This window comes from Blautia sp. LMAG:89 (assembly GCF_008679485.1).
GTDB classification, from domain to species: domain Bacteria; phylum Bacillota; class Clostridia; order Lachnospirales; family Lachnospiraceae; genus Blautia_A; species Blautia_A fusiformis.
On record NZ_NANC01000004.1, the window covers coordinates 693,233 to 707,074 of the forward strand.

Sequence of the window (13,842 nt, forward strand, 5' to 3'; positions counted from 1 at the left end):
CTCCTGATGAATCAAACCTGAATTCCGCTGACTGCAAGAATGGAGATCAGAAGAGCCAGAATCGCATATGTCTCAACCATTGCAGGGAAAAGCATGGCTTTACCGAACTGCTCCGGCTTCTTGGCTACGATACCGATAGAAGCTACGGAAGTTTTTCCCTGATGGATCGCGGAAAGAAGACCTGCGATAGCGATCGGAAGACAAGCCACAAAGATCATAAGACCGGTTTCCAGGGAAATATCAGCAACACCTCCGCCCAGGATACCAACCTTGGAAAGTGCAAGGAATGCTACCAGCAGTCCGTAAATACCCTGCGTACCGGGAAGAAGCTGAAGAAGCAGAACCTTGGCAAATTTGTCCGGGTCTTCTGTTACAACGCCTGCTGCTGCACGGCCGGCTGTACCAACACCGATGGCGGAACCTATACCTGCAAGAGCTACGGAAATTGCTGCTCCCAATAATGCCCAAACGATACCACTCATAATATTAATCCTCCTTAATATCTACATATTTTGTATTTTCGCGGAAGGGGTGGAACTCTTTTCCTCCGCCCTCAAAGAATTTACCGAAAAACTCTACGTACTGTAATCGGCAGGTGTGCACGTATGCACCCAGAAGATTGATCAGAAGGTTAAAGATATGACCAATCACAAATACAAGGATAAATACGATCCATCCCAGAATACTGTCTCCCAGCATACTTCCCATCTGGTTCATAACTGATGCGATAACTCCGGTAGCAAGTCCCAGGGCCAGAAGTCTGGAATAGGAAAGGATATCACTGACCCATCCCGTGATATTGTAAAGATCGTAGGCTCCAAGCGCCAGCCTCAGGAACGGATTCTTCTTATCTCTTCCTGACATGAAGAGAATTCCCACCGCACCGATGATCGCCATCCATTTTCCGACCTGTATCACTGCCGGTGAAAGGTTCAGATCCATCTGAGAAATAGAACGGAACATGCTGCTTGGGATAAAGATCAGGATCAGTCCCATAAGAAGCAGGAACCAGAGTACTACGTCACAGAAAAAGTCGAGATATTTTCTGTCACGTAACAGCATGTAGCCCTTAAGACCCATTCCCAGAAACATATGGATCAGGCCAAACAGCATGGAGAACACCAGAAGTCTCATTGGCTCATTTAACGGTGCAAACCATACCGGCTTCACCGTGACCGGCCTGTGCAGATATACCTTCGAAAATACATCGATAAAATCTCCGAAATATCCGCCAAACATCACGCCCCAGAACAAAGTGGACAATCCACAGTACATAAAAAGCCGAATGGATTTCTGCATTCCGCTCTCCATCCTGGGGAACTTCAGAAGTACTCCCAGACAAACTGCAAAGACGATCAGTCCATATGCTGCGTCTGACAACATCAGTCCGAAAAGAAATACATAGCAGGCTGTCATGATCGTGGAAGGATCAATCTCTCCCTTTCCAGGAAGACCAAATGCTGCCAGAACTCCCTCTCCTGCTGCTCCGAATTTACCGTTCTGAAGGGCAACCGGAACATTTTCTCCCTCAGCATCTTCTGCTTCAAAAACAATATCGTACTTCTCCGTAAGCCGTTTCTCCATTGCAGGAACCTGTTTCTTCGGAAGATATCCTGTCACAAAAAAAGTGCTCTCCGACTGGCGGAGCTGTCCTAATACCTCATATTTCTGTGCACGGATCCGGAAATAATCGGACAAAAGCTGAAGAGAGCTCTTCCTGTCGTGAAGAGCGCGTATCTGTTCCCGAATCTGTTCGGACTCTTCCTGAATGCGTACCACTTCATTCTTAAGGTTCTCCAGCTCCTGTGCCGGAACCTCTGATACCAGCTGTGCCGGTCTTGCAAATCCCTGCATCCGAAGCGCTTCTTCCAGTTCCTGTGCCTGTGCTTTCAGGCAGACAACCACAAGGCTCAGCTTACCGGCATCATTTGAGATTTCCCGGATGTCAAAAGCTTCAAGCTGTGGTGCATCCGCTGCCAGCTGACTGTATACCTGATCCAGAGTTATATTTCCATCAATACTTCCCACAAGTACCGCTGCTTTCGCTGTACCGCCGAAGTTCATCGGAATATCCAGCTTCAGCCATGGAGCAAGAGCTGCTTCCTGCTGCTCAATCTTAACTGCTGCCGCATTGTTCTCTGTAAGCTTCTTCCGGTATCCCTGGATTTCTCTAGCTGTTCTCAGGATCTCTTCCTGATCCCGGATAGCTTCTTCCTCCTGCTTCCTTCCGATCAGCGGTTTCCCTGCCAGGGATGCCAGCATGGATTGCTTTTCCTTCGAAAATTCATCCAGTATTTCGATTGCCTGATCACAAAGGGATGCGTTCTTCTCAAAGATCAGCCGGGCATTCATAGTATCCATCGTCTTAAGCTCCGGATCCAATTCCGTTGCATCGATCTCCAATACTCCAAGTGACTGCAGTTCTTCCAATATGGCCTTACGGTTCTTTTTCATTGCGCAGATACTGATTCGCTGCATCTGCAATACTGCCATTTTCGCACTCCCCCTCTCAGAACAAACTGTCCATTACTGCCTGGATCGCCTGCTCGTGCTTCGACTCCGCTTTCTTTTTCAAAGCTGCAAGCTCCTCCTCTACTTGTCCAACGACAGTGTTCTCTGTACTGTGTGCACGTTCCTCGGCTGCTTTCATATCAGATGCCGCCTGTTCGCCGGCGGCTGTTTCCGCCTTTCTGATAATATTCTCTGCCTCTTTCTCAGCTTCGCTGATGATACTCTGTGCACGGACGGATGCATCCTTTATCTTCTGCTGTGCTTTTGCCTCCGCCTCTTTCACTGCCTTGATCGTTTCCTGGATCATCTGATCACCGCCTCTCTGCATATCCAAATTGTACCACAATCGCTTTTTCAAGACAATGTTTATTATGCAATTTAACAAGAAATTTATTTATATTGTGTCAAAAAATCGTCACATATGTTATATTTTTGCCATTTTTTCGCACACTTTTTATTTGTTTATTCTATTCATATTTTTTATTTTTATTCAAAAAAGCCATCAGCCCGATGAAAATGTTTTTTACATCTTCATCGGGCTGATGGCTTTCAGTTATGAACAGGCAATAAATGTGAACTGCCTCATCCGACCAAATTACAACCGCTATCTGTTAATTATACAGATAATTTGCAATGTCTTCGCTTTTGATATTCTCAGCATCGATCCATACCGGATCAAGTAAAACCTTCTTATCAATCTTTGTTTCCTTCTTCGGTGCAGTAGACTGAATAGCCGCCCACATGGTCTGATATCCCATCGCATAAGGATTCTGTGAAAGCACTCCCAGTTCTTCCCCTTTCTGGATCGCTTCCTGCTGTTTGCTGGTTGCATCTACGCCTACCATAGCAACTTTATTTTCTCCTGTGTCCTTATTTACCTCCAGAAACATTTCAGAAACCTCGGCATTGGTGCAGAAAACACCATCCAGTGCCGGATATTTATCCAGAACTTCCTTCATATCATCAACCTGGTCAGAATATACGGTTTCCACCACTTTAATATCCGTATAATTTGCAATATTATCCAGAAATCCCTTTACACGTTCCTGAGCGCTCTGTGTTTTCTCCTGTGCAGAAAAAACAGCCACATTTCCCATTTTTCCAATGGCGCTGCCAAGCTTATATGCTGCATATTTGCCGATCTGTGTATTGTCTGTTCCACGGAAAGCTCTGACCAGCTTCGTATCACTGACATTGGAATCAAATGCAACCACCGGAATTCCGTTCTCTTTCGCTGCTTCCAGCTGTGCCTGACAGGAATCCATATCTCCGGCAGAAAGACACACTACAGATGGATTCTCAGCGATCACTGCATCAAGAGTATTGATCTGACTTTCTACGTCCTCTTCATCATCCGGACCCTCAAAGGTCATCGTGATCTGCTTGTCTTTTTTGAAACCATACGCCTCATTTACGTCCTTGACAGCAGCTTCCATTCCTTCTTTTACTTTATTCCAGAACTCGCCTTTTTTGCTTTTGCTGACAACAGCTATTCTGGCACCTTCTTCAATAGAAAGAGTGTCATCGATCTCAGGGATCAGCGGGCTTTTTTCTTCTTCCACTTCGGTTGCTTCAGGGGTTTCCTGGACATCTGCTACAATCGGTGCAACAAGCTTTTCTACTTCTTCTTTCTGACAGCCTGTCAGCAGGGTTGCCACAGCCAACAAGGCTGCTGACGCTACTGCAGCTCTTTTCATTGTAATCTCCTCTTCCTCGCTGGTTACTGTTCTTTATCGTCTGCCTTGTCCGTCCACAGTAACTTATACTTTACAAAAATCTTACATTTGGTTACTTGCTTTTTACATTATACACTTTTTCGTATTTCCGTCCAGAGTTTTTACACTTTTTTCACAAAATCCAGAAACGCGCTTCCCTGTGGCTCTGTTTCAAACTTCATCATTTTTCCTGTTCTGGGGTGTTTGAATTCCAGACAACTGGAACAAAGTCCCAGTGATGTACCTTTTTCTCCCGAAGGATTATATTTCCGGTCTCCAAGAAGGGGCAGTCCCTCATGAGAGAGCTGCACACGGATCTGATGATGCCGACCTGTTTCCAGCCTGATCTTAAGAAGTGTCCGGGATTTTCCGTTTATCTCCTGCTGATCCAGAACTTTATAGTGAAGGATCGCTTTTTTTGCTCCCGGTGTATTGGCAGACACCACCTGAGACATGTTGGCTTTTCCATTTTTTTTCAGATAGTCTGTAAGAATCCCTTCTGAGCTCTTTGCTTTTCCCTCTGTTACTGCCAGGTAATATTTTCCGGCGCCTCCTGCCATCATCTGTTTACTCAAATTTCCTGCTGCTTCGGATGTTTTCGCAAATACAAGAATGCCTTCTACCGGCTGATCAAGGCGATGTACTACTCCCAGATATGGGATCTTTCCCGGTGTTTTTTGTGCCAGATAATTTTTCAGGGCACTTTCCATATCCATTGTTCCTATTTTTGCTGCCTGCACCGGCATTCCTGCTGTTTTTCTGCACACAAGGATCTCTTTGTCTTCATATAAAATATTTTCTTCAATCTGATAATTCCACATATTTTCTCATCTTACTTCCTTTCTCACAGAAGTATAACTGATGATGTTTTTGATGGCAACTGATAAATATAACTGTTCGGAAAATCTCTGATCGAAAATTTTGCTCTCTGCTCGGATCATATTATTTTATCCAGGGCTTTTCGGAACGGTTGTATACTTAATATATGCAATCTTATATACACAACGAGACGGTCATCACTTTTTTTACTTTTACAGTTTCCAAAAATGATGACCGTCTCAACACTCTTCGTTATTCAATTTTTCTTCCTCTTCGTTCTTTCGAATAAAGTTTTCTTGTTATACTTATTATACTTATCAATCGAAATCTTTGATTTTATATACTTTATAAAATAATTTCGATTCTCTTTATTCAATTTTGAAATTTTTCTTTTTCAGATTCTCTCTTCTTTTTTATTTCCTGCTCATAAACGACTGATATATGTAAGTATATCTCTTCGATTATTTAGAAAGTTTTATAGATCAGAAATCATTTTTTACGATGTTTGATTTCCTGTTTATCTGAAGAATTTCGGTGGTTATACTTTTTCCTGTTCACTAAACAATTCTGGACTTAACTTCTTAAATTCAAAACCATTTGTCATCTCTGTACTTTGCGATCTGCTGATTCAAATCGACCTATTGGGATTTTCTCCTCTGCAGTTCTTTAAAGTATCCTGGAAAAAAGTTCCTGCCCGATTCTTCTGTTTTTAATATCCTCTCAGATATTCTTCTGATGCAAAGCTTCAATCCATATCCTAATGGTTCTGATATGCATTTCAAAGTATCGTTCTCATCTTCACGTTTGTTCTTGGAATCTCTTCTTTCCAACGAACCGGTGAGTTGAGGGTTTTACTCTTTCGGGAAATATTTCTTTACATATTTCCTGAAATCTTTGTATCAGGTGTGTGACAGTTGTTCAATATGAGTTACCGATTCTATATTACCTGAAATACTGATTTCCTTTTGTTTCTGATTTCTTAAAATATAAGTAAGATTTAAGAGGATCTTATTTATATTTCATAAAAGAAACTTCTGTTTTCTTAAGGTGTATCATATGTGATTTGTATCAGGTCTTTCTTGCAGGAAATCCGGTTCCTGTCACTCCCATATTGATGATGGTGTTTGTTTATGTTCCCACTGGAATCACCTTTTCCTTTCTTCATCCTTCATGTGCATCTATGCTATGAATTGAATGATTTTCTTTTTTGTTTTTGTTTTTCTCTTGTTGTTTTTGATGGTCTTATAATAACATCGTTGCGGGTATTTGTCAATACATTTTTGTGTTTTTTATGCTATTATTTTTATTTATTTGTTTTATTATGTGTTTATATTTTATAATTTGTTTGTGTTTTTTATTATTTTCTGTTAATTTATACTATTGTGAAGTTGTAAAGGTAGGGTATGTCGCGAACGGACGGCCGTGAAGGACGGGCGGGGCGGGTGAGGCTTCGGAGGTCTAGTGCTTCTAAGGCTGCGGGGATTCTGCTAAAACCGCTGAAAAAATCCCAGAACTCGCTTACGCTCAAACAGCTGGGATTTTTCCAGCAACGCAGCCTCCCCGCGGCCTAAGAAGTACTACGACTCCTGCAGAGTCACCCACCCCGCCCGTCCTTCACGACCTGACTTTCGAACATGGAAAGTTAGTTAGAAAAGTTTCTGTGTGACTGTATTGGCCCTGCAAACATTGCAATGTTTGCAGGGGATTGAGATGTTGAGCTTTTCTTGATATTTTTACCGGGGCTGGGGTTTGTCTCTGGAAATGTCAGCGTGAGGTGTCCTGTGGGGAGCAGGGCTTCGGAGTGAGCCTTTGGTCATACTTGGCGGCTGAGGTGACCTGTGGAAAGGTATTCTGCGGATACAGGCCGCAGAATAAGGCCCATCTGTCTGAGCCAGGTACGCATCAGCGTACATGGCGAGTTATGGGCCGGCCTTTTCACAGGTTGCCTCAGACGCTTAGTATGACCAGGCGAAACGACAGCCTCTGCTCCCCACAGGACACCTCACGCGTCCGCATCGTCATAAGTATCCACAACCCTAAAAACTTCCCACAACCACACCTCTAAAAGTAAAAAAGCAGACCGGCGACCTCGATCAAAACGGTCACCAGTCTGCAAAACAACACGGAAATTCTTAAATTACTACATTCCGCTCTGCAGCATATTCATGAACACAGCTCCAACGCCTTCACGCTCTACATATGTTCAATCCCTGCATCTATTTACGATTATAATTGATCAGACAACCCTTAAGGATGATCTCTCTCTCATCATCTGTCAGCTCACCCAGAGTTACATCGAACTCCTTCAGAGCGTCACCTTCAACAGTATATCCCTTGATCACGTCTGCTTTTTCCTCAACCGCCTTGCGGATTCCCGGGAAGAACAGATAATCACCGTTCTTGAACGGAAGATCTCCGGACGGGATCAGGAATGGAAGCATACCCCAGTTGATCAGATTGGAACGATACCTCTTGGTTGCATACTCATTGGCAATGTTTGCCCAGCCGCCAAGTACCTTCTGGCAGGATGCAGCCTGCTCTCTGGCAGAGCCATCGCCAGGTTTCACTGCAAAGATGGTGCTTCCTACGCCAAGGTTTGTCTTATCAACATCCGGATAGGATTTATGGATGGTTTCCATAACCGGTTTCAGTTCCGGAACAGCCTCTGCCGGGCAGTTACCTGCCTGAATCGCCTTCTGTGCTGCCTGGATCTCTTTTGCACGGCCAACATAAGCCGGATCCTTTCTGGACAGTGTGAACTCTGCAAGTCCAAGCGGATTGGAACGGTAGGAGGATGTCTCACCGGACGGGATCAGCTCGTCAGTGGTAGTAACCGGATCGTGGATCTCGGAAACAACCTTCAGGATCAGGTTGTCTGCAAGTGCAGCCATCTCCGGCCAGTCTTTGATATTCGGTCCAAACTGGATCTCTACGCTTGGATCTGCCACGCCCTTGCTGTCAAATACACGGTTCTCGTAGATAGACTTATCAAAGTAGTATTTATGCTCGGAATAGCTTCCGTCAAACTCCTCTGCTGAGGTAAGGAATCCCTTGTTTGCTGCTGTAGCTGCAATGGAACGTGCATCCATAAGTGCAACCGAAGAGATCTGACCGTTCTGGATCTTGGAGCCTTCACGGTTCGGGAAGTTTCTGGTTGTATGACGGATACTGAATGCATTGTTTGCAGGTGTATCTCCGGCGCCGAAGCACGGTCCGCAGAATGCAGTTTTCACAACTGCGCCTGTTCCGATCAGTTCTGCAAGAACACCATTCTTAGCCAGTTCCATGTAGATTGGAGTACTTGCCGGGTATACACTTAAGGTGAAGGCATCATGGCCGATATTTTTGCCCTTGAGGATATCTGCTGCAGCGCAGATATTCTCGAATCCACCGCCTGCACAGCCGGCGATGATTCCCTGCTCAACATAAAGCTTGCCATCAACTACCTTGTCTCTCAATGTGAACGGAATCTTTCCGTCAAGGCTTACCTGTGCTCTCTTCTCCACATCTGCAAGGATATCGTCAAGGTTTGCCTTCAGCTCATCGATGGTGTAGGTGTTACTTGGGTGGAACGGCATTGCGATCATTGGTTTGATCTCACTGAGGTCGATCTCTACACAGCCGTCATAGTATGCAACGTTGCCCGGTTTCAGTTCTTTGTAATCCTCCGGTCTTCCGTGGATCGCATAGAATTCCTCGATCTTCGCATCTGTCTGCCAGATGGAGGAAAGACATGTGGTTTCCGTTGTCATAACATCAACACCGATACGGAAATCTGCGCTTAAGCTGGCAACGCCTGGTCCAACGAACTCCATAACCTTATTCTTCACATAGCCGTTGGCAAAAACCTCGCCGATGATGGCAAGCGCTACATCCTGCGGTCCTACACCCGGACGTGGAGCACCTTTCAGATAAATAGCAACTACTCCTGGCATATTAATATCGTATGTCTGGCAGAGAAGCTGTTTTACAAGCTCCGGTCCGCCCTCTCCCATAGCCATGGTTCCAAGTGCTCCGTATCTTGTATGACTGTCGGAACCGAGGATCATCTTTCCGCCGCCTGCAAGCATTTCTCTTGCAAACTGATGGATAACTGCCTGATGAGGCGGTACATAAACTCCGCCGTACTTTTTGGCACAGGTGAGACCAAACATGTGGTCATCTTCATTGATGGTTCCGCCTACTGCACAGAGGGAGTTATGGCAGTTGGTCAGTACATATGGTACCGGGAACTTCTCAAGTCCTGAAGCTCTTGCAGTCTGGATGATTCCCACAAATGTGATATCATGGGAAGTCAGTTTATCGAATTTGATCTGAAGTTTCTCCATGTTATCGGATTTATTATGAGCCTTGAGAATAGAATATGCGATGGTATTCTTAGCAGCCTCTTCTTTCGCTACAGGCAGATCAGCCTGGTTCTCGGGAATGATTTCCTGTCCGTTCTGAAGATAAACGCCGGTATCGTAAAGTTTCATTTCGGTTCCTCCAATCTGTAATGATTCTTTTTTTCATAATTTCGTTTATTATAGAGGATTTTTACACATTAGTCAATAAAAGTGAGCACACCTGGTGCATTGTTTTGCGTACAAGCGTTATTGTCCTGTGCTTTACTTTCCCTGCAAAATCCGCTATACTGAAGACCATATCGGACGGATATTCATATTCTGCCGGCTGTGGCAGTTTCAATACGGAGGTACTGTTTATGTTTCGTTTATGGGGAAAAATATGGAAAGACAATCGCATGCTTCAGGACACCGTTGTCTGTGACGACAGCGATGATACCAGAACCCACAAGATCTTTCACGGACTTGAGGAAATCTGTTATCAGATGGATCTGGGAAATCCTATCTGGCTGGATGCCACAGTGCGGGATTTCAAAAAGCATGATAAGGCCCGCTTTTATCAGGATAATTTCATTGAACATATTGAATTCGACTACCTGGAGATCCAGGTGATCGAGGAAGACTGAGTAACATATAAAAGGACGCAGGAAAGCCACGGATGCTTATCCTGCGTTCTCTTTTTTCAGAAATCCCCAATCTGGGAGGTATATTTCAGAAGATCATGCTTACTGCCTTTAATGAAGTTTATGCTCTCAGCCAGGAGAAAAACGTAACGCTCCGTATGGCAGCTTACATGGTTGCGATCAAGAGGATCACCACAGCCGGCAAGCTCCGTGGCGGCCCAATCTCCATGGGTTGATAAGGTATAGCTGATAAATTCCTTATCTTACACAACTGCATACATAAAAAAGCTCTCCGGCGGATACAGAGAATCGTATCTGCCGGAGAGTTTTTTATAAGTATATATTTTGTCAAGCGGATATCCTCAAGTCCCCACCTGCTGCTTATTGCTTTTCGCAATTGAAACAGGAAACTTACCTGATTCGGTTAATCTTCAACATTTCCCAAAATCATTGCATCCGGTTCCCTTATTCCGGAATATCTTTGTGTACATTTCTGTATTTTCTCAAATATACCGGGATATGTTTTTACTCTGCATTCATAAACTCCCGTATGATCTCCCGCATGATCTCTTCCTCCTCCGGAGAAAGCATCTTGCTGAAGTGACTTCCGGTAGCAGCCGTCTGACGGATACTTCTGGTGATCTTATCTACGATTTCTTCCTGCAGAACAGGATCCGGCTTTTCTGCGACCGGTACTTCCTCCACCCAGGTACGGACCTGTTCCACATAATCTGCAAGAGTAGCCATCACAAGCTCTTCCTTATAAGAAAAGTCCAATGCCTGACGAAGAAGAAGCAGTACTACCGGCACTGCCGCCCCTATATAAAGATAAAGCATAGACAATCCTTCCCTGTATCCCAGTCTGCTGTTGAGAAAAACAGACATTCCAAGAAGAAATGTACAAAACAGTGACGGATACCACACAAATCGGTTCATCCGATGCCAGAGCCTGTCCCTTGATTTCCACAGGTTCAGCCATTTTTCTTTGAGATTCTGTAATCGCTGCGTATTTCGGATCATTCTTCGGTAGGTAAGGTTTGTTGCCAGCATCCCCAGACCGCCGATACATCCCATGGATGTCATGACGTAAAGCGGGATGTTCAGCTTCATGATCATCTCCAGCATAAGCCCTCCCTTTTTCACTGCCGCACAGTGCCTGAGCGTGCTTTTGTTCTATAGCCGCACTGCTCATCGCCTTAGGAATATTATACTTCTATATAACTTAACTGGAAAGAATTTTCGTTCGTCAAATGCTGCCCCTGTTTTCGGTCTTTTTACATTTCCTGCAGTGCTTTGACTACATTTTCAAATTTCATGAAGTGAGAAGCCTTTACGAGGATGGTATCTCCAGGTTTCACATATGTGTTCAGGTTCTTAAGAAGGCTTTCCAGATCTTTTTCCCGGATGACTGTCAGGTCCGGATTGGTCTGAGATGCCTTTTCCGCGATATGGGCTGCAAGTGGTCCTACGCAGATGCATGCATCGATCCTGCACTGACCTGCATGAACGCCTACACCTTCATGAAGTGCAGCTTCATCCGTTCCAAGCTCACCCATATCGCCAAGAATGGCAACCTTTCTTCCAAGTCCGTCCTGAAGAACATCCAGGGAAGCCTTCATGGACATGGGATTTGCGTTGTAGCAGTCATCTACGATCATGAATTTATCGGTCTCGATCATATTGAATCTTCCGCTGACCGGTTCCAGGCTTTCGATGCCATTTTTGATCTGCTCTGCATTCAGTCCGTAAAGTCTGCCCACAGTTGCTGCTGCCAGTGCATTGGATACCATATGACGTCCCGGCATTGGAATATCTACATGGAATATCTGGAACTCTCCGTTCTCTGCCATTTTTCCCTTCAGACAGATGTCACAGCTCATTCCCTTCAGGCCACGGCTTTCCACATTTTCACAGGTAACAGAAGCATTTTCTCCGTTTCCGAAAAATACTGGCTGCATGCCGTTGTATTCCTTTACTGTAGAAAGCTTATCATCATCACCGTTAAGTACGATATTTCTCTTCACATACTGAAAAATCTCTGTTTTTGCCTTCAGGACGCCGTCTCTGTCTCCAAGGTTTTCCAGATGGCAGGTTCCGATGTTTGTGATCACGCAGGTGTCCAGTTTTGCGATCTTTGCAAGACGGGTCATCTCACCGAAATCACTGATTCCCATTTCCAGAACTGCGATCTCATCTTCATCACGAAGGCGGAATACTGTCAGTGGAAGTCCCAGCTCATTGTTGAAATTTCCCTGGGTTTTCAGTGTACGGTATTTTTCCTTCAGCACAGAGGCGATCACCTCTTTTGTGCTGGTCTTTCCAACGCTTCCTGTGATTCCCACAACAGGAATATCAAGCTGCTCCAGATAAAACTCCGCAATGTCTTTTACTGCCTGAAGGGAGGAGCCTACCTGGATATACGGATGATCCGCCCCTTCAAGAGTTCTCTCGGATAAGGTCGCGAGTGCACCTGCTTCCATTACTTGCGGAATAAAACGGTGAGCATCCACACGCTCTCCTACTACCGGTACAAAAAGACCTCCTTTTTCCACCTTACGGCTGTCCGTTGTGATCGCAGTCACTTCCTCCTGAAGTTTTTCCTGCGGGCCGTGGTAAATACCATTGCAGACTTTTGTGATATTTTCCAATGTAAGATTTTTCATGAATAAAATCCTTTCTTTTGCCAGAAACTCCTCCTGTCAACAGGAGGAGTTACGGTCAGATATTTTATTTGCTGTATTTCTTAAAAGAAATGCGGATCAGTTCTTCACAGAGGTCCGGATAGTCGATTCCCAGGACCTTTGCTTCCTGAGGGATCAGACTGGTGGGTGTCATTCCTGGAAGTGTGTTTGCCTCCAGGCAGTACATATCACCGTTTTCTTTCATCATGAAGTCAAAACGTGCATAGCCCTCAATGCAGAGAGCCTTTGCGCCAGCTTCCGCATAATGCTGCATCTTCTCAGTCAGTTCCGGTGAGATCTCAGCCGGACAGGTTTCTACTGTGGAGCCTGCCTGATATTTGTTCTTGTAATCATAAAAGCCCTGCTTCGGTGCGATCTCAATGATCGGATAAGCCTTTCCGTCTACAACTGCAACGGAAAACTCACGACCCCTGATATACTCTTCAACAACTACCTCATCTTCATAAGAATAAGCACCATCAATGGCATCCTCATATTCTTTCTGGTTGTTTACAATATAAACACCTACGCTGGAACCACCGCAGCATGTTTTTACAACAACAGGAAATTCCATACCAAGATCATGGATGTTTCTTGTACAGTTTTCTTTCAGCATGGAAACGCCCTTCGGTGTCGGTACCTGATCCATGAGAAAGATCTTCTTGGTGAGGCCCTTATCCATAGCAAGGGCACTGCTTAAATATCCGGTTCCTGTGTAACGGATCCCCAGAAGATCGAAGGTTGCCTGAACCTTTCCATCCTCTCCGTTGGAACCGTGAAGTCCCATAAATACAATGTCTGCTGCCTGACACAATTCCAGTACATTCGGTCCGAAAAAGCTTCTTCTTGTGCGTTTGATCTCTTCGATATCATCATCGAAGCTTCTCATATACTCTGCCGCAGAATCTACCTCATAATCTTTATCTCCAAAGGGCTCATCCCAGTCCACCGGCTCCAGTCCGCAGAAAATATCTACAAGAATGGCATTATGGCCTTTTTTACGAAGTGCCTTGCAGACACCGGTTCCTGTTACGATGGAGATCTCTCTTTCTGTACTGGTTCCGCCTGCCAATACAACGATATTCATACTTTCATCTCCCTTGATGATCTTGTGTTTTCTTTCTTCATATTGTTTTAATATTTCTTTTAA

11 protein-coding genes are annotated in these 13,842 nt (G+C 44.7%); 2 read left to right on the forward strand and 9 right to left on the reverse strand.

The window, feature by feature from the left end; all coding sequences use genetic code 11:
- Positions 1 to 11: 11 nt before the first annotated feature.
- The 6 genes from CCC70_RS07160 to CCC70_RS07185 all read right to left on the reverse strand — a co-directional run bounded on the left by CCC70_RS07160 (position 12) and on the right by CCC70_RS07185 (position 9,520).
- A complete protein-coding gene (locus CCC70_RS07160) occupies positions 12 to 482 on the reverse strand; it encodes a V-type ATP synthase subunit K (RefSeq protein ID WP_015526259.1) in 471 nt (156 codons plus the stop codon).
- Between the two features lie 4 nt (positions 483 to 486).
- Positions 487 to 2,493 carry a V-type ATP synthase subunit I gene (locus tag CCC70_RS07165; RefSeq protein ID WP_287084548.1) on the reverse strand — a complete coding sequence of 669 codons (2,007 nt, stop codon included), beginning with the start codon at positions 2,491 to 2,493 and terminating at the stop codon, positions 487 to 489.
- A 16-nt stretch (positions 2,494 to 2,509) separates the two neighbouring features.
- Positions 2,510 to 2,818, reverse strand: coding sequence for a hypothetical protein (locus CCC70_RS07170; RefSeq protein WP_173776090.1), 309 nt, complete (start codon positions 2,816 to 2,818; stop codon positions 2,510 to 2,512).
- 304 nt (positions 2,819 to 3,122) lie between these two features.
- A complete protein-coding gene (locus tag CCC70_RS07175; RefSeq protein ID WP_287084549.1) occupies positions 3,123 to 4,208 on the reverse strand; it encodes a substrate-binding domain-containing protein in 1,086 nt (361 codons plus the stop codon).
- Between the two features lie 140 nt (positions 4,209 to 4,348).
- On the reverse strand, positions 4,349 to 5,047 hold the full coding sequence (locus tag CCC70_RS07180) for an RluA family pseudouridine synthase (RefSeq protein ID WP_278603466.1): 699 nt from the start codon (positions 5,045 to 5,047) through the stop codon (positions 4,349 to 4,351).
- A 2,214-nt stretch (positions 5,048 to 7,261) separates the two neighbouring features.
- Entirely contained in the window at positions 7,262 to 9,520 is a 2,259-nt protein-coding gene (locus CCC70_RS07185; RefSeq protein ID WP_059086680.1) for a hydratase, read from the reverse strand.
- Between the two features lie 227 nt (positions 9,521 to 9,747).
- Between CCC70_RS07185 and CCC70_RS07190 the strand changes: the two genes are divergently transcribed.
- Both CCC70_RS07190 and CCC70_RS07195 read left to right on the forward strand, forming a co-directional pair.
- A complete protein-coding gene (locus tag CCC70_RS07190) occupies positions 9,748 to 10,014 on the forward strand; it encodes a hypothetical protein (RefSeq protein WP_015526267.1) in 267 nt (88 codons plus the stop codon).
- A 32-nt stretch (positions 10,015 to 10,046) separates the two neighbouring features.
- Entirely contained in the window at positions 10,047 to 10,247 is a 201-nt protein-coding gene (locus CCC70_RS07195; RefSeq protein ID WP_059086679.1) for a hypothetical protein, read from the forward strand.
- A gap of 289 nt (positions 10,248 to 10,536) precedes the next feature.
- Here CCC70_RS07195 and CCC70_RS07200 read toward each other — a convergent pair whose 3' ends face one another.
- The 3 genes from CCC70_RS07200 to CCC70_RS07210 all read right to left on the reverse strand — a co-directional run bounded on the left by CCC70_RS07200 (position 10,537) and on the right by CCC70_RS07210 (position 13,779).
- Positions 10,537 to 11,136, reverse strand: coding sequence for a hypothetical protein (locus tag CCC70_RS07200; RefSeq protein ID WP_287084550.1), 600 nt, complete (start codon positions 11,134 to 11,136; stop codon positions 10,537 to 10,539).
- Positions 11,137 to 11,285: 149 nt separating this feature from the next.
- The gene (locus CCC70_RS07205) at positions 11,286 to 12,674 is read right to left on the reverse strand and encodes a UDP-N-acetylmuramoyl-tripeptide--D-alanyl-D-alanine ligase (protein ID WP_287084551.1); all 1,389 of its coding nucleotides are present in this window, start codon (positions 12,672 to 12,674) and stop codon (positions 11,286 to 11,288) included.
- Positions 12,675 to 12,738: 64 nt separating this feature from the next.
- Entirely contained in the window at positions 12,739 to 13,779 is a 1,041-nt protein-coding gene (locus tag CCC70_RS07210; RefSeq protein WP_044961514.1) for a D-alanine--D-alanine ligase family protein, read from the reverse strand.
- Between the last annotated feature and the right edge of the window lie 63 nt (positions 13,780 to 13,842).

What these genes read in the sequence shown, in the direction of transcription:
- CCC70_RS07160 (WP_015526259.1), bottom strand. Translation starts at nt 482, where the DNA reads ATGAGTGGTATCGTTTGGGCATTATTGGGAGCAGCAATTTCCGTAGCT.
- CCC70_RS07175 (WP_287084549.1), bottom strand. Translation starts at nt 4,208, where the DNA reads ATGAAAAGAGCTGCAGTAGCGTCAGCAGCCTTGTTGGCTGTGGCAACC.
- CCC70_RS07180 (WP_278603466.1), bottom strand. Translation starts at nt 5,047, where the DNA reads ATGTGGAATTATCAGATTGAAGAAAATATTTTATATGAAGACAAAGAG.
- CCC70_RS07205 (WP_287084551.1), bottom strand. Translation starts at nt 12,674, where the DNA reads ATGAAAAATCTTACATTGGAAAATATCACAAAAGTCTGCAATGGTATT.
- CCC70_RS07195 (WP_059086679.1), top strand. Translation starts at nt 10,047, where the DNA reads ATGCTTATCCTGCGTTCTCTTTTTTCAGAAATCCCCAATCTGGGAGGT.
- CCC70_RS07170 (WP_173776090.1), bottom strand. Translation starts at nt 2,818, where the DNA reads ATGATCCAGGAAACGATCAAGGCAGTGAAAGAGGCGGAGGCAAAAGCA.
- CCC70_RS07185 (WP_059086680.1), bottom strand. Translation starts at nt 9,520, where the DNA reads ATGAAACTTTACGATACCGGCGTTTATCTTCAGAACGGACAGGAAATC.
- CCC70_RS07165 (WP_287084548.1), bottom strand. Translation starts at nt 2,493, where the DNA reads ATGGCAGTATTGCAGATGCAGCGAATCAGTATCTGCGCAATGAAAAAG.
- CCC70_RS07210 (WP_044961514.1), bottom strand. Translation starts at nt 13,779, where the DNA reads ATGAATATCGTTGTATTGGCAGGCGGAACCAGTACAGAAAGAGAGATC.
- CCC70_RS07190 (WP_015526267.1), top strand. Translation starts at nt 9,748, where the DNA reads ATGTTTCGTTTATGGGGAAAAATATGGAAAGACAATCGCATGCTTCAG.
- CCC70_RS07200 (WP_287084550.1), bottom strand. Translation starts at nt 11,136, where the DNA reads ATGCTGGAGATGATCATGAAGCTGAACATCCCGCTTTACGTCATGACA.